Annotated in this window: 13 protein-coding genes and 1 pseudogene; 2 read left to right on the forward strand and 12 right to left on the reverse strand. The window is 47.4% G+C overall.

The genetic code is table 11. The annotated features are described in order from the left end of the window. The first annotated feature begins 76 nt into the window (after positions 1-76). Complete coding sequence (locus R5H20_RS12240) at positions 77-802, forward strand: endonuclease/exonuclease/phosphatase family protein (protein WP_006637139.1); 726 nt, start codon at positions 77-79, stop codon at positions 800-802. 26 nt (positions 803-828) lie between these two features. Here R5H20_RS12240 and R5H20_RS12245 read toward each other — a convergent pair whose 3' ends face one another. From R5H20_RS12245 to R5H20_RS12285, 9 genes and pseudogenes are all read right to left on the reverse strand, one after another. Then, positions 829-1,686, reverse strand: coding sequence for a RhaT/GlcU family sugar-proton symporter (locus tag R5H20_RS12245; RefSeq protein WP_006637140.1), 858 nt, complete (start codon positions 1,684-1,686; stop codon positions 829-831). Between the two features lie 527 nt (positions 1,687-2,213). Beyond that, positions 2,214-3,365, reverse strand: a pseudogene (locus tag R5H20_RS12250) (glycoside hydrolase family 10 protein); the annotation flags it as partial. A 114-nt stretch (positions 3,366-3,479) separates the two neighbouring features. Then, entirely contained in the window at positions 3,480-4,682 is a 1,203-nt protein-coding gene (locus tag R5H20_RS12255; RefSeq protein ID WP_006637143.1) for a DHH family phosphoesterase, read from the reverse strand. Between the two features lie 110 nt (positions 4,683-4,792). Then, the gene (gene pflA, locus R5H20_RS12260) at positions 4,793-5,557 is read right to left on the reverse strand and encodes a pyruvate formate-lyase-activating protein (protein ID WP_029418816.1); all 765 of its coding nucleotides are present in this window, start codon (positions 5,555-5,557) and stop codon (positions 4,793-4,795) included. Positions 5,558-5,617: 60 nt separating this feature from the next. Beyond that, entirely contained in the window at positions 5,618-7,843 is a 2,226-nt protein-coding gene (pflB, locus tag R5H20_RS12265) for a formate C-acetyltransferase (protein WP_006637145.1), read from the reverse strand. 296 nt (positions 7,844-8,139) lie between these two features. Further along, the gene (gene dacB / locus R5H20_RS12270; RefSeq protein ID WP_006637146.1) at positions 8,140-9,624 is read right to left on the reverse strand and encodes a D-alanyl-D-alanine carboxypeptidase/D-alanyl-D-alanine endopeptidase; all 1,485 of its coding nucleotides are present in this window, start codon (positions 9,622-9,624) and stop codon (positions 8,140-8,142) included. A gap of 203 nt (positions 9,625-9,827) precedes the next feature. Next, positions 9,828-11,006: an NAD(P)/FAD-dependent oxidoreductase gene (locus R5H20_RS12275; protein ID WP_006637147.1), complete on the reverse strand. Its 1,179-nt coding sequence runs from the start codon at positions 11,004-11,006 to the stop codon at positions 9,828-9,830. Between the two features lie 41 nt (positions 11,007-11,047). After that, entirely contained in the window at positions 11,048-11,470 is a 423-nt protein-coding gene (locus R5H20_RS12280; protein ID WP_006637148.1) for a helical membrane plugin domain-containing protein, read from the reverse strand. 391 nt (positions 11,471-11,861) lie between these two features. Next, a complete protein-coding gene (locus tag R5H20_RS12285) occupies positions 11,862-12,092 on the reverse strand; it encodes an excisionase family DNA-binding protein (protein WP_006637149.1) in 231 nt (76 codons plus the stop codon). 95 nt (positions 12,093-12,187) lie between these two features. Here R5H20_RS12285 and R5H20_RS12290 point away from each other — a divergent pair, with 95 nt between their 5' ends. Further along, the gene (locus R5H20_RS12290) at positions 12,188-12,418 is read left to right on the forward strand and encodes a hypothetical protein (protein ID WP_006637150.1); all 231 of its coding nucleotides are present in this window, start codon (positions 12,188-12,190) and stop codon (positions 12,416-12,418) included. Between the two features lie 78 nt (positions 12,419-12,496). Here R5H20_RS12290 and R5H20_RS12295 read toward each other — a convergent pair whose 3' ends face one another. Genes R5H20_RS12295 through R5H20_RS12305 form a run of 3 tightly spaced genes read right to left on the reverse strand, consistent with a single transcriptional unit; the run spans position 12,497 to position 16,812 of the window. Continuing rightward, positions 12,497-14,449 carry an AMP-binding protein gene (locus R5H20_RS12295; RefSeq protein ID WP_006637151.1) on the reverse strand — a complete coding sequence of 651 codons (1,953 nt, stop codon included), beginning with the start codon at positions 14,447-14,449 and terminating at the stop codon, positions 12,497-12,499. A gap of 28 nt (positions 14,450-14,477) precedes the next feature. Then, complete coding sequence (locus R5H20_RS12300) at positions 14,478-16,007, reverse strand: acyl-CoA carboxylase subunit beta (protein ID WP_006637152.1); 1,530 nt, start codon at positions 16,005-16,007, stop codon at positions 14,478-14,480. A gap of 22 nt (positions 16,008-16,029) precedes the next feature. Continuing rightward, positions 16,030-16,812: an enoyl-CoA hydratase gene (locus R5H20_RS12305; protein ID WP_006637153.1), complete on the reverse strand. Its 783-nt coding sequence runs from the start codon at positions 16,810-16,812 to the stop codon at positions 16,030-16,032. Between the last annotated feature and the right edge of the window lies 1 nt (position 16,813).

Genomic DNA, 16,813 nt, shown 5'->3' on the forward strand with positions numbered 1-16,813 from the left:
AAAATGGGGCGGAAAAAATAAAATCTCCGCTTTGGAGGCACCCTAATTGAGAATCCATTGAACAGGCGGGATATCCATGAACCTCAGCATTATGACGTTTAATATTCATCATGGAAAGGGAAGCGACCGGCGCCTTGATCTGCAAAGGATCGCCGATTTAATTGCCGAAAGCGGGGCCGATATCATCGGTCTTAATGAAGTGGATCGGCATTTCTCCAAAAGAAGCCGCTATGAAGATCAGATCAGCTGGCTGGCGAAAGAGCTGAAGATGGAGCATGCGTACTGCCCTTCTCTGTCGCTGCGCTCAGAATGCTCTTCACCGGCAAGACAATATGGAAATGCCCTTTTGACGCGGTTTCCGATTGTGGATGAACGGCATCATAAGTTTGATTTTGTCCGAGGGGTGATTGAGGGAAGGTCATTGCTTGAAACAGCCGTGCAGATCGATGGGCGGCTGGTTTATCTGTTTGTCACGCATGTAAGTTTAAATCCCTTTCTTCATAGAAAACAAACCGGCTACATCGTCAGAAGGATCAAACAGCTTGATCAGCCCGCGATTGTATTGGGTGACTGGAATATGAAGCCCCGCTCCGGAGGCTGGAAAACGGTCACAGAGCTGCTCTCCGATGTATGGGAAGCTGCCGGAGGCGGACCTGGTTTTACCTATCCGTCCAGGCGTCCGAAGAAACGGCTCGACTATATCTTTGCCAGTCCTTGTCTTCAGGCGGTTCAGGCTGAAGTCGTTACCATGAATCCGGGAGCTTCTGACCATTTGCCGCTGAAGGCCGTGATCAAAATGTAAAAGGACGGACATTGGATGCCGTCCTTTTACGCCTTTGCGATCCCTAACAATACGCCGGCTGTTACGATTAATATAATCCCGATGATAATCCCGATCAGCTGGCGTCTTGTCTTTTTCTCGCCAAGCAGAATGATTCCGCCGAGCGTAGAGATGATGATCCCCATCTGTGATAAAGAAAAACTGGTCGCTACACCGACCCGCGGCTGGGAAATGAATAAAAACATATTTCCCGCCGCCCAGACTAAACCGGGAATAATATTTTTAATTACATAAAAATTAAACGGATGGTGTCTGAATGTAAACAGCAATCCTCCGGCCACCATTCCGATGGCTTGCGGAAAAAGAGCCGCCCAGCCGCTGACATGAAAGAAGCGCGCGACTACGACATACACAAGATAACCCAGTGTTGAAATCAACAAAATGATGATTCCTTTTTTCATATCTCCGTTTTTTTCTTCAGATTTTTGCCGGCGGTCTTCCAATGATGTCAATACGACTCCGGCGATGATGAAGATCAGCGCCAGTACACCGAGAACGATCGAAATCGTTGTCGCCCATTCATGAAAAACAAGGACGCCGAATAACGAGGTCGACACGAGCTGAAGCCCTGTAGAGATCGGCATTGTTTTTGAAACGCCGATCAATTGGATGCTTTTCAGCTGATTGGTTTGGCCAAGCGCCCAAAATACACCGGAAATGATACCAACCGCAAAAATTTTGGGGGATAATTCAGGTTGAACGACAAAATAGACACCGACTGAAAAAATTAAAGCGCCGATCGTCGTTCCAAGCACCTGGCTGTATGGTCCGCCGCCTAATTTGACATTAAACAATACAATGCTGCCCCAGAAGATTGCGGGTAAAATGGCTAAGAAAATATCCATGTGAATGTAAACCTTTCTTTTTGTGTCTTTACTTCTTAAGGTTTACTGAAACGGAATTTTTAAAACAAAAAAATACCCCGAAATGACATTCGGGAGTATCCACTTGTTTCAAACCGGATGCACGTTTTTGAAAAATAAAATCCCGTCATACTGCTGGGCGGGGATGAAGGACATCCGCATACCGCCGCCTTCAAACACCCTCCACTTTTTTCGCCCCCATTCCAGATTGCATGGTATAAACGAATTTTGCTGTGGCGAGTGGCCGAGCTGCCATTCGATATGTGTTGGATTGATTTTTTTAATCGGCTAATCCCGCCCATTGTAATCACCCATTCTTCCTTCTTTTGCGTACAAACCGAGAACAAAACCGTCTTCTTTCATAAACGCCGGCAGGTTTTTCAGCCGCTATTTGATCCATAAAGGCCGGAACCCGCTTCCGTCAACTCTTTTTGTACGGTTCTTTTTCGACGGAAGGTCCTGTTGTTCCTTTCTTTTTGTCAGGAAGGGTCATGAGATGTTTCCCGCTTTGAATTGAGCCAGGGCATTTCGGGAATCAGAGCGGGGGTGCGGTACAGGTCACTCGTCAGCCTGTCTTTGACGCCGAGCGGGTTGCGGTTTAAATCCTTCAGGCTGAAATGAATGCTTCCTGACACATGCGATGTGCGGTTTAAGGCGATCTGCCTTGGGTATTCTTCGGGATCGGACCAGGCCGGATCAGAGTTGTTATTGATTTTATAGGCTGCTTGTCCAATATATAAATGAACGGGGCGGTTATTGACTTCATTCTTCCACCAGTCGACTAAGATGTCATAGGCTGCCGGGGCAAAACCGATGCTCCAGTAAATTTGCGGGGCAATGTAATCGAGGTATCCTTTTTGAATCCATTCTCTCGTATCTGCGTAAAGATCGTCATAATTGGTCATTCCTGCTGTCGTGTTCGATCCTGTCGGGTCATCTGCTTTGTTCCGCCAGACGCCGAACGGACTAATTCCGAATTTGACATTCGGTTTTTGTTTTTTAATAGCGCTGTTGATCTGTTTAACGAGCTGGTTGACGTTGTCTCTCCGCCAATCCTCAATATTGGCAAAGCGGTCTTTTCCGTATTGTTCATACGTATCAAAGTCGGGGAATTCTTTGCCCGCTATCTTATACGGGTAAAAATAGTCATCCATGTGAACAGCGTCTATGTCATAGTTTTTGACGACTTCCTCTATTCCTTTGACGATAAAATCCTGCGCTTTTGGAATGCCGGGATTGTAGAACAGCTGGCTTCCGTAGGCGACAACCCAGTCCGGATGCTTTCTCGCCGGATGATCTGCTGACAGCCTGTTCAAATCGGTATGATTCATCGTGATTCGATAAGGGTTGAACCATGCGTGAAATTCGAGATCTCTCCGGTGCGCTTCTTCAAGCAAAAAACAAAGCGGATCATATCCCGGGTCTTTTCCTTGGACCCCTGTTAAATATTCAGACCATGGTCCGTATGCGGAAGGATAAAAGGCGTCAGCCGTCGGTTTGATCTGAACGACGACAGCGTTCATTCCCATCTCTGTCACATCATTCAGCAGCTTCAGGTACTCCTCTTTCTGCTGCTCCACTGTGAGGCCCTTTTGCGAAGGCCAGTCGATGTTTGTGACAGTGGCGATCCACACCGCCCGGAATTCCCTTGATTGGCTGTTTTCGCACATCACGTTCATGAGCATCCACCCCTTTTAGAAAAATTCTGAACTTTCTGTTATTATATGTCAAAACGGTGCATTTGTATAGGATAACAGGCTAAGACTTTTTGTGTCTTAGCCTGTTGTATGAAGATGGTCTTTGACGTGCTGCATCAGAAATTGGACAAATGGCTCATCCCTGACAAGCCAAGCCGCATAATTCCGCTTGATAAACCGCTCGGCTTCTTGAAAGGAAGCAAAGGTTTCGTGCTGTATGACCCCGTTCAATTGAATGTTCCAGCCGTTTTCGGCCGGAAAGAGGAAAAATTGATCCTCTTCTCTGTTTGCATAAAGCGATCCGTTTTCAGATTCTTTCAGATTATATATGTTTCTGAAAGCGTCGGCTCTAAGCGGTTCAATCGGAAACGGCTCTTGCACGAACAGCCTGAACACTTCGTCTGTCAGCGGGCATCCGGCTGCTTTGGCATGGCCTCCTCCGCCGAATGTGCCGGCGATCTCTGAAACGTCTGTTTCATCATGAATGGTGCGAAGGCTCACCTTTTTACCGCCCATATTCAAGATCGCAATATAATCAAGGTGGGGATATTCCTTCCCCAGCTCGTTTCCGACTTCTGAATGATAGTTTTCGGCATAGACGATTCCGACACAGTGCCCGTGAATAAAGGTCTGTACGATTTCCCGCTTTTTCCTGCGAATGTACCGTTCGATTTTTTCTTCTTCCATATCGAGAATTTTTTCCTCGAATTCGTCAAAAGAAAATTCGCCGTTCTCTTTCAGGCGCCGGAGCATTTTTTCTTCAAATTCATCGATGGACACCATAAAAAACAGGTCATTCAGCCGCTTCGCCTGAAGTGCGCCGGCTTCTTCCCATTGCCATGTGTCATAAAGCCGGACGAGCTCGACAAACTGATCCATCGCTTTCGTTTTCTCGATCAGGCCGTTTTCAGCCAAGTATTCATAAAAAAGAGAAGTGGCTGAGGCGAGTCTTCCGTCTTCATATTCGACTTTTACCATTCCCCATGGGTATTCGTTCAAATGGAGCGCTGTTTTATGGTGATCGATGAGTTTGACCTGTCCGCCTGCTTCGGCATATTCATTCAGCCTGTTTTCATTTTCTTGATGAACGGATAAATCCGTGATAAATAAACCGCCCTTTTTTTTTCCTTTGTCTTTCGCTCTGTCTAAAAACCGTTCAACCTGGACATCCAGGCCTGTGACGGAGTTGTAGCGTACCTCCACCTGCTCGCCAAAGGCCGCCTTTGCGATGATTCCGCAGCCGACTCCGTCCAGGTCATTATGAGAATACAAATGATACATCATGCTGTCCACCCTGCTTATGTTTATTGTTTTTATAGCCTGCCGTTTTTATATAGGGAAGCAGGTTTCACTTCCAACATCTGTTTTACTATTGTAAAAAGGCGGCGTTTTTATGCAAGTGTTTCGGTAAACGGCTTCCTGAAGTTTACATGAGCAGTCAAACATCTGTATGCATGTTCAATCCGTTCTTCATCGGGAGGTTCGACCTCTTTTAATGGGTATTCAAGTCCAAGCGCTTCCCATTTGTAGACACCGAGCTTGTGGTATGGGAGGACTTCAACCTTTTCGACGTTTGAAAGGCCTCCGATAAACGTTCCGAGCCGGTTCAAATCGTCATCAATATCCGTGATGCCGGGAACAAGGACATGGCGGATCCAGACAGGGATATGATGATCGCTGAGGAATTCGGCGAACTCCAAAATATGATCATTCGGCATTCCGGTTAGTTTCATATGCTTTTTACGGTCGATTTGTTTTACATCCAGCAAAACGAGATCGGTATATTGGATCAATTCGCTGATCTGCTCCTGGAATGCGTCTGCCTTGGAATAGCATCCGCCCGAAGAATCAAGCGCCGTATGAATGCCGTGTTTTTTGCAGGCCTTGAACAGTTCGATCAAAAACGGCAGCTGTAAAAGCGGTTCTCCCCCGCTCACTGTTATCCCGCCTCCGGAAGATTTCATATACGGGAGATAGGATTGGATATCATCGACGATTTCAGAAACGGACATTTGTTTTCCTGTTCCGATTTCCCAGGTATCCGCATTATGGCAAAACTGGCAGCGCAATATACAGCCCTGCATAAAGACGACATAGCGAATACCCGGCCCATCGACCGTGCCAAATGTTTCAATCGAATGGATGCGACCGTGCATCATGTGGATCACCCCTTGTGATGGGAGCGGAGCGCCGAAGGACGCCCCGCATGATTGATGTTACATGGTTTCATGGAATGTGCGGCTGATGACGTCTAACTGCTGTTCTTTTGTCAGCTTAATGAAGTTCACCGCATAGCCTGATACGCGAATGGTTAATTGCGGATACTCCTCTGGATGTTCCATCGCATCCAACAATGTTTCCCTGTTGAATACGTTAACATTTAAGTGATGGCCCGCTTTTTCGGCATATCCGTCAAGAATGCTTGATAAATTGGCAGCGCGGCTTGCTTCATCTTTGCCGAGAGCTTTCGGGATGATGGAAAACGTGTTCGAAATTCCGTCCAACGCATAGCTGTAAGGAAGTTTTGCCACTGATGAAAGGGAAGCAAGCGTACCTTTTGTATCGCGTCCGTGCATCGGGTTTGCTCCCGGGGCAAATGGTTCACCCGCCCGGCGGCCGTCTGGCGTATTTCCGGTTTTCTTCCCGTATACGACATTTGATGTAATCGTTAATATGGACATTGTCGGCATGGATTTCCGGTATGTCTGGTGTTTGCGCAGCTTTTTCATAAATCTTTCAACAATGTCGACAGCGATGGCGTCCACGCGGTCGTCATTATTTCCGTATTTCGGGAAATCGCCTTCTGTTTCAAAATCAACGGCAATGCCATTTTCATCCCTGACCGCTTTCACTTTTGCATATTTAATAGCGCTTAACGAGTCAGCGACAACGCTCAATCCCGCGATTCCAGTCGCCATTGTGCGAAGAATTTCAGTGTCATGGAGCGCCATTTCCGCCCTTTCATAACAATATTTATCATGCATATAATGGATGATGTTCAGCGTGTTGATATACAGCCCTGCAAGCCATTCCATCGTTTGATCAAACTTATGCATGACTTCATCATAATCCAAAATGTCTGAGGCGACTGGCGGCATTTCCGGTCCGACCTGCATCTTATGCTTTTCGTCTTTTCCGCCGTTAATCGCATAAAGAAGCGCTTTCGCCAAGTTGGCGCGTGCTCCGAAAAACTGCATTTGTTTGCCGATTGCCATTGCTGATACACAGCAAGCGATACCGTAATCATCACCATATTCGGGACGCATGATATCATCATTTTCATACTGGATCGAGCTCGTTTTTATGGACATTTTGGCGCAGTATTGTTTAAAGCCATCAGGAAGTCTGACAGACCAAAGTACGGTCAAGTTCGGTTCAGGTGCAGGACCCAGATTGTCCAACGTATGAAGGAATCTGAACGAGTTTTTTGTGACAAGAGCGCGGCCGTCTTGTGCCATTCCTCCGATTGATTCTGTTACCCATGTCGGGTCGCCGCTGAACAATTCATTGTATTCCGGCGTACGGGCGAATTTTACTAAGCGGAGCTTCATGACGAAATGATCGACAAGCTCTTGTGCCTCCTCCTCTGTCAGCACCCCATTCTGCAAATCTCTTTCAATATAAATATCCAGGAACGTTGAGACGCGGCCAAGGCTCATCGCGGCTCCATTTTGCTCTTTAATGGCGGCCAAATATCCGAAGTACAGCCATTGAAACGCTTCTTTCGCATTTGCAGCCGGCTGTGAAATGTCAAAGCCGTATCCTGCGGCCATCTCTTTCAATTCTTTCAATGCCCGAATTTGCTCTGACAGCTCTTCGCGCAGCCTGATGTTTTCTTCAGACATGATGTTTGATGTGCCGGCTGCATCTTTTTTCTTTTCGCTGATTAAGAAATCCACACCATAAAGAGCGACCCGGCGGTAGTCGCCGATGATGCGTCCGCGTCCGTATGCATCGGGAAGACCTGTAATGATTCCGACCTTGCGGGCCAGCTTCATTTCATCTGTATAGGCGTCAAATACACCTTGGTTATGCGTTTTGCGGTAGTCTGTAAAAATTCTTTCGACTTCCGGATTTAAATCAAATCCGTATGATTGGCAGGCTTGCTTTGCCATGCGAATGCCGCCGAATGGCTGAAGGGAGCGTTTGAATGGCTCATCTGTCTGAACGCCGACCACTTTTTCCAGGTCTTGATTTAAATAGCCGGGTCCATGCGATGTGACGGTTGATACGATTTCCGTATCCATGTCAAGAACACCGCCGTTTTCACGCTCTTTTTTCGATAACTCCATGACTTGATCCCATAATGCAGTTGTCGCTTCGGTTGGAGGCTGCAGAAACGATTCGTCGCCTTCATAAGGCTGAAAGTTATTCAGAATGAAATCCCGTACGTTTACTTCTTTTTGCCATACATTTGTGGTGAAGCCTTTCCATTGTTCCATCTCGTCCACCTCTTTTTTTAATCATTTTTATAACAGCTGTTACATATATATCTTATGATCTGTAGAACAGGTTTGAATGTGAAAAAAGTCACAAGTATGTGAAATTCTTAACAAAGTTCGTAGAACTTACACAAATTGAAGATGCAGCCCTTAGAAAACAAATTCATGATTGAATCTGTATTATAATAAAAGAAGAAAAAGTCAAAACTGTTATATATAAATCAAAATACCGAAAAACGGCGCGTTGTCTCCATTTAGGACAAGAAAAACACCCGCTTCTTAAGAAACGGGTGCTGTCATTGGGCGGCTAATACCTCGGCGATTTTGTCTTCGATATCTTTTCCTTTCTCATCATCAAGCAGCTGATTTAAAATGACAGAGAAAATCAACGTTTCTCCGCTTTTTGTATCAACATAGCCGGATAATGAACTGACGGTCGACAGCGAGCCTGTCTTTGCCTTTACTTTACCTTTGAGGGCCGGATTTTTCATACGGTTGCGCAATGTTCCGCCGGCCATTCTGTCACTTTCGCCGGCAACCGGCAGTGAATGCAGAAAAACGGAAAACCATTTTTTATCCTGAACGGAAAATAACAGATTTGTGATCTGATGTGCGGAGATGAGATTGATATGGGAGATTCCCGAACCGTCTCTCAGGAGGATGGCGTCTGGATCAACGGCAAACCTCGGAAGCGTTTCTTTTAAAACGCCAAGCCCTTTCTCCCAGCTCCCTTCTTCTTTAACCGTCCTTCCCATCTCCTTGACCAATGTTTCGGCATGGCCGTTGTTGCTGAGCTTCATAAACGGCACCATCAGCTCTGAAAGCGGCATGGATTGATGGGTTGTGACACGGTGCGCGTTTTGCGGCGAGACGCCGGTTTTTGTTTTTCCGAGCACTTTGATGCCGTGCCGCTTGAGCGCCTGCTTAAACAAATCAAGAGCATAGCCGGTCGGTTCCCAAACAGCGATCCATTCCCTGACTCTTGATGTTTCCATCGGGATCGTGCCTTTGATATTGATCGTATTTGTGCCATGCTCCCTTGCGATTGTGATCTCTTTTTTTCCGTCGGCGGGGACGGTTTCGGCATGGTTGGCGATGTTTACATATGCCGTTTTTGGAGATACCGTAACCTTTGGTTTTTGCCCGGTTTTTCCGCCAGGGTTCACCTCGATGATCACTGTGCCTGCATCATAATCTTCATTTGGCGATGCGGTTAATGCGGAAATCTGTGCTCCGTAATATGTATGTTCATCGCTCCAGGATATATCTGGCGAATAGCGGACATCGTCATACCAAGTATCATCCCCGACAAGGTTTCCGCGGATCTGCCTGATTCCTTTTTGACGGATGCTTTTAGCCAGCTTATCAAAATCCTCTGTTAACAGTGTGGGATCGCCTTTTCCTTTTAAGTAGAGATTCCCTTCGACCTTTTTCCCTTGGACAGGCCCGTCAGCCAGCACCTCTGTTGTAAAAGAATAATCTTCGCCAAGCACAGAAAGAGCAGCGGCGGCGGTCAAAAGCTTCAGATTGGATGCGGGTCTCATTCTGACGTCTCCCATATGGCTGTATACGACCTTTCCGGTGTCCGCCGATCTGACGCTGATTCCCGCAAGCGCTCCTTTTAAGTCAGGCTCATTTTTTAATATCCGGTCAAGTTCGGCGGCAAGGCCGTCGTTCTTTTCAGTCGCATGGACGGCAGCCTCTTCTCCAACTGTGTGGGACGCAATCCCCAGAACGAATATTATCATGATGCACAGGCAAAGCTTTACGGTTTTGGACATTCAGTTCCCCCCTTCCGCTCATGTTTTAATACTTTATTGCAAAAAGGGGCGGGATATACTTCGAAAATTGTGTAGTGTGGGCATTTGAAGCTGACTGGAACAACAGTAAACTAAAAAATTCAAAATATTTCATTTCCCCGTCAAATTTACGGCATAAAAAAGCACCACTTATAGTTTACACTATAAGTAGTGCTGGAATTTTATTAGTAAGCCAGGCTGAATAGACCTTTAATATGGCTTAGGTAGCGCACGTTGCTTGCCTCTTTCATTAAGGAAGCAGGAAGTCCTTTCAGGGCTGTTGAGTTAGCGCCGATGATCGCAACTGCATCTTTGCGGCCAAGGCTTGCAAGCGTACCTGAGTTGACAGGGCTGAATGTTTCAAGAGATTTGTTTTCTAAGTATGCGTATAGGTTGTAGCCGATCAGTTCGCCCATTTGCCATGCAATTTGTGCTGTCGGCGGATATGGACGGCCGTCCGGACCAAAGACGACAGCGCTGTCTCCGGCAACGAACACATCTTCATGTGAAGTAGATTGAAGGAATTCGTTCACAGTCGCGCGTCCGCGGTTGACTTCAAGGCCTGATTCGCCGACAAGAGGATTTCCTTGTACGCCGCCAGTCCAAACAAATGTGTTGGCAACTACTTTTGATCCGTCTTTCAGATCAATGACGTTCCCCTCTACATTTGTGACAGGAAGACCTGTTAAGAATTCAACGCCGCGTTTTTCAAGGCTGGCAGTCGCGCGTGCGATAAGATCATCCGGAAGAACAGGAAGGATTTTCGGCCCTGCTTCAACCAATTTTAATTTGATTTCTTTAGGGTTTACACCGTATTTTTTCGTAAGATTTGGCATGATGTCAGCAAGCTCACCGACAAGCTCGACGCCTGTTAAGCCGCCTCCCCCGATAAGAATTGTTGCATCAGCTTCATTTTTGGTTTTGGAGTATTCGCGTACGCGTTCTTCGACATGCTTGAAGATCTTCTTCGCATCATTTGCGGATTTAAGAACCATGCTGTTTTCTTCAAGTCCAGGGATGCCGAAGTAAGCCGTTACAGAACCGAGGCCGACTACGAGCGCATCGTATGTTAGCGTAGAACCGTCTGAAAGAGCGACTTCTTTTTTATCAACGGAAAAAGAGTTTACTTTTGCGATTTTAAGATCGATGTCTTTTCCTTTGAAAAGCTTTGCAAGCGGCATAGCGATGGCTTGTTCTGAGACGTTTCCTGCCGCAAGACGGTGCAGTTCCGTAATGATCTGGTGAGTCGGGTATTGATTGACCACTGTTATTGTTGCTTCTTCTTTACTGTAATGTTTGCGTACTGTTAAAGCAGAAAGTAATCCGCCGTAACCAGCGCCTAGAATGACTATATGTTTTGACATCATGAATCCTCCGTCCTTATTCTAAATGTGTTCTGAAGGTATTATTTTTGTTTTTCGCGTTCTGACATGATTTGCAGGTAGCTTTGGACAAAGCGGAACAGTTTTTGAGCCTGCGGATCTTTAAGCATTCTCAGAAGACCGAACAGTCCGATCACTTCATTGCTTTCGTCAGCGCGGTCCTTTGCTTCGATCGCCGTCGCCGCGATATCTTTCGCCGTTTCTTTTACCGGCTCGAGAATTTCTGTAATGGCACCTACAGTATCGCTTTTTAATACTTCGTCAGTCGCCACGGATTGCGCGAAATCGTAAGACTTCGTCAAAATGTTTACCAGTTCAGTCAGCTTTGGAAGCTGGTCGACTAGAACAGTCAAAGACTCCTGTACTTCAGGTTTTAGCAGCTGATCAATGAGATCGCGTTGGCTTTGGCTAACAGATTCGTTTGTTTGATCGATTGTTTCCGGCATAACCAATTCTCCTTTACAATAAGCAATGTGCTATTTTTTGCAGGAAGTTCTTTCTGATCGGAGTTTGTGAATTTATGCACAAACAAATCCGCAGAGAAAGAGCCCCCCTGATGTGTTTGTTTTGCTTCTTTCAGTACCCCTGTCAATGGACTGAAAAACTTGCAATCTCAAAACACGATATATTTTACTATTAAATGATAACATTTTTTGAACAAAAAATGAACGTGATTGTTTCTGAAATGAAATAAAATCGTATAAACCTTGAAAAATGCCGCTTTTTCATCCCTTTCATTTCCTTAATTGTGACTTTTTTATCAGTTCCCCGCCGGTTTTGTAGCGTTGGGGGCAGAACAATACGCTGTTTTAGTTTACATAATATATTTATATTATACTAATCTTCGTCTTTTACATCCGGATCTTCGGGGATGGGTTCATTCAGGATGGCCTCAACCAGTTCCTTATACTTTTCCATCTGCTCCAGATGGGAGTTGAATTGTTCTTTGTTAATTAAATATTGCTGCCCGTCGTCGATCACGCGGATTTTCTTTTCTCTGATCAGCTGTTCAATGTATGCTTCAGAAAGCGACAAATATTCTGCTGTTTCTTTTATTGTTAAATACATGTCTCATTCCCTTTCGTCCGAATTTAGGCGAACGTTGTTTTTTTAAAGATCATACGATAAGGTACATAAGTTTTGATGATGGAGGCGCAGTTACCATGCATTCAAAATGGAATTCTGAAACATCTTACCCGCCCGCTGCCTCGCCACAACTGCCGCCGGGGCAACACCCGCAGCATATGACCCAAAGATTGAAAAACCTCGAGGATCAAATGGCTTTGCTGATCAAGCTGATGGAAAGCAACAATCAGCTCCTGCGTTCCATTGAAGAGCAGCAAAACCGCGTCTGCACATCGGGCGGCGGAGGATCGGTCATTGTCCGTATGTAGAACATCAATTGTTCTGATCAAAATAAAAGAGGAAGGACATGATCCTTCTTCTTTGTTTTTGCATCCTTTTGAAGTATACTACAGATCTTCGGCTGCTGAAAGCCGTGCGATTTCATTGTATGACTCAGGGTTTTCCAATGTTGATAAATCGCCTGTTGGCTCGTGTAAATAAGCAGCCCGTATCAGCCTTCTCATTACTTTTGCGTTTCTTGTCTTCGGGAGATCGCTGACGAAATATACCGCTTTCGGTTTCATCGTTTTTCCGAGCGTTTCGGCGGCCAGCTTCAGCAAATCGGTTTTCAAATGTGCAGAAGGCTGCTCGCCCGTTCTCAAAACGGCGAAGCAAACAACGGCCTGCCCTTTCAGATCGTCAGGGACTCCGATCACCCCGGCTTCTGCCACAGCCGGATGACTGACGAAAACGGATTCGATTTCGGCCGGTCCGATCCTTTTGCCGGCAACATTGATCACATCATCCGAACGGCCGCTGATCGTCCAGTATCCTTCTTCATCCCTAACCGCCCAGTCCCCATGCACCCAGACATCGCTCCAGCGGCTCCAGTATGCGTTTTCATACCTGTCAGGCTCCTTCCAAAAACCGTTTGTCATTCCGACCCAAGGCTTTGTCAGGACAAGCTCCCCGACTTCGTCTATGACTTCGTCTCCCTGTTCATTGAAAACATGGGCTGCCATACCCGGCAGAGGCGAATTAAAGGTCATCGGTGCGATCGGCAATATCGGCACATTTCCCAATATCCCGCCGGCAATTTCGGTTCCGCCCGAATAATTAAAAATCGGCAGTTTCCCTTTTCCGGCATGGCGGAAAAGCCACATCCACGGTTCATAGTTCCATGGTTCTCCGGTCGAACCGATTGCTTTTAAGCTGTCCAGGTCATATTTTTTCAGGAAATCTTCGCCATACTGCATCATGGCGCGGATAAGCGTCGGTGAGATGCCGAGATGTGTGACGCGGTGGCGGCTGACAAGCTCCCAAAGCCTGTCAGGCCCGGGGAAATCGGGTGCTCCGTCGTATAATAAAATCGCGGCTCCGTTGATGAGACCTCCGAATATTAAAAACGGTCCCATCATCCAGCCCATATCCGTATACCAGAAAAACGCATCCCCCTGTTTGACATCCATGCCGAAGCCGGCGTCAAACGCCGCTTTAATCGGAAAACCGGAATGGGTATGAACGGCGCCCTTCGGCTGTCCGGTCGTTCCCGACGTGTAAAGAATCATGAGCGGTTCAGAGCTTTCCATCTCTTCCGTCCTCTCATGCGGCTCATGTTTCATCAATTCATCCCAATCCACGTCTCTTGTCTCATGCCATGGTACATCTGCATCATGAAGGCGGCAGACGACGACTTTTTGGACAGACGGGGATCTGTTCACAGCTTCATCTGCTTCTTTTTTCATGGTGATTACGTTTCCGCGCCTGACAAATGCATCGCAGGTGACAAGCATTTTCACTTCGGCGGCATTCAGTCTGGCAGCTGCCGCATGAGCCCCATAGCCTGAGAAAATCGGGGAAAAGATCGCTCCGATTTTGGCGGCTGCCAGCATGGCAATGACCGTTTCAGGAATCATCGGCATGTAAATCCCAATTACATCCCCTTTTGAAATCCCCAGGTGTGTAAAACCTTTGGCCGCCCGCGCAATTTTATCGTGTAATGAAGAAAATGAAATCTGCTCCGTTTTCCCGTCTTCACGTTCCCAAATGATTGCCGTTTTTGCGGCTGTATCTGTTTGTCCGGCCCATTTTTCGACGGCATTGTACACGGCATTTAAGCGGCCGCCGGAATACCATCTCGGCCATTTGATGCCCCGGTCCATGTTTAATGTGCTGCTGTATCGCTTGTACCAGGAGATGCCGAGGGCTTTTTCGGCTTCCTCCCAAAACCAGGCGATATCATCTGTAGTGGCTTTCAAGAAATCGGCATAATCGGAAAAGCCGAGTGTCTTCATCCATTGAAACAGCCGGGTTGTTTTGATAAATTCCGGATCAGGCTGCCAAACCGCTTTTTCAGTCATCATCGTTCTCCTTTCCGTGTTTCCATGATCAGACAGGATATACCGGGTGCTTCCGCTCGCTAAATGCCACATATTTAGACATATAGGCGCCAAGCCGTTTGCCGAGTTCAGTCCGCAAAGAGCCGGCCGGAACAATGCCGTCGACGATCATTTCAGAAGCCAAACGGAAAATGTCGATGTCTTTTTGATACTCTTCACGCTTTTTGGCGATGAATGCGGACCGTTCTTCTTCAGGGAGCTCTGCGATTTTTTTGGCATACACGGCATTGACCGCGGCTTCCGGCCCCATGACCGCGATTTGCGCCGTCGGCAGCGCGAGACAGCAGTCTGGTTCAAATGCCGGGCCTGCCATCGCGTACAATCCGGCGCCATATGCTTTGCGGATGATGACGGATATTTTCGGAACGGTTGCTTCTGACATGGCGGAAATCATTTTGGCGCCATGCCGGATTATTCCCGCCCGCTCCACTTTTGTTCCGATCATAAATCCCGGTATATCGGCCAAAAAAAGAAGCGGAATGTTATAGGCATCGCATAAATTGATGAATTTCGCGGCCTTATCTGCGGAATCGTGAAATAAAACTCCGCCTTTTATCCGCGGCTGGTTGGCGATGATGCCGACGGGCAGCCCGTGGAGTCTTGCCAGCCCTGTCATGAGCTCGGGTGCGAACAATTTTTTTATTTCATAAAATGAATCCTTATCGACGACCCGGCGGATCAATTCCATCATGTCAAACGGGGTGTTTTGGTTTTGCGGGATGACATCCTCCAATGGTTTGTCAAATGTTTGCGCGGGTCTCGCTTCGGCAATGGGCGCTTTTTCCGCATAGTTTGCCGGGAAATAGGACAGATACCGGCGCGCTGAGAGAATCGCTTCTTCTTCCGTTTCAGCGAGGACATCTCCGCACCCTGATACAGAACAATGCATTCTCGCACCGCCCATTTCTTCAAGGGTGACCTTTTCCCCGATCACCATTTCCGCCATGCGCGGTGAGCCTAAGTACATTGAAGCGTTTCCGTCGACCATGATGACGATATCGCAGAAAGCCGGGATGTAGGCGCCGCCCGCTGCGGAAGGGCCGAACAGCAGACAGATTTGCGGGATGCGACCGGATAATTTGACTTGATTGTAAAAGATCCGGCCCGCCCCCCGCCTCCCGGGAAACATGTCAACTTGATCCGTGATCCTTGCTCCGGCCGAGTCGACTAAATAAAACAGCGGACAATGCAATTTTTCGGCTGTTTCTTGGATGCGGATGATTTTTTCGACGGTTCTGGCTCCCCATGATCCGGCTTTGACGGTTGAATCATTGGCCATGACGCAAACGGTTTGCCCGCCGATTTTGCCGATCCCCGTGACGACTCCGTCAGCAGGAAGCCCTTCAGACATACAATTGGCAAAAAAAGCGTCCTCGAGATCAAGCCCCTCGTCAAGCAGCAGTTTCAAACGGTCCCTGACAAACAATTTGCCTTTTTTTGCATTGGCGTCATGGTATTTTTGCGCTCCGCCTTTTGCGATGTCGCTGATTCGCTCGTTCAAATCCTTTTCGTCCGGCATCGGCTGTTCCCTCCGTTTCTTGTTATTCTCCCTTATATTCGGGCTTTCGTTTTTCTAAAAAAGCTTGCAGTCCTTCTGTACGGTCTTTTGTCGGAATCGTCAGTTCGTACGCTTTTTGCTCGATGGCAAGCCCGGTTTCGATGTTTGTCTCAAGACCTTTATTGATCGCAAACTTTGCCTGTCTGACGGCAACCGGCCCGTTTGCTGCGATTTTTTGTGCGATCTCTTCGGTTTTTTTCCTTAGTTCTGATAATGGAACGACATGTTCGACAAGGTTTAGATCCAGTGCGGTTTGGGCGCTGATACGGTGTCCCGTGTAGATCAGCTCCTTCGCCTTGCCCCTGCCGATCAAGCGGGGAAGCCGCTGCGTCCCGCCGGCACCAGGAATGATTGCCAGCGTTGTTTCAGGCAGGCCGACTTCAATATGGTCGGCTGCGATTCTGATGTCGCATGCCAAGGCGAGCTCAAGCCCGCCGCCCAAGGCGCTGCCATTGAGAGAGGCGATCACAGGCTGAGGCAGGCTTTCTACCTGATGAATCACGCTTTGGATCAAGGAAACCGCCTGCTTCGCTTCAGTACGATTCATCCGAGCTCTTTCCTTCAAATCCGCACCGGCGCAAAACGTTTTATTCCCCTGTCCCGTAATGATAACGCAACGGATGTCCGGATTGTTTCTCATGTCGCGGAGCAGGCCGCACAGCTCGCCAAGCAGCGCAAGCGACAGCGAATTTGCGGCCTGCGGCCTGTTTAGTGTTAAGACGGCGATTGTATCTTTCTGAACAGAATACAGGATGTTCGGCTCCACG

The sequence above is a fragment of the Bacillus sp. KICET-3 genome (assembly GCF_033261025.1).
Taxonomy (GTDB): Bacteria; Bacillota; Bacilli; order Bacillales; family Bacillaceae; genus Bacillus; species Bacillus sonorensis.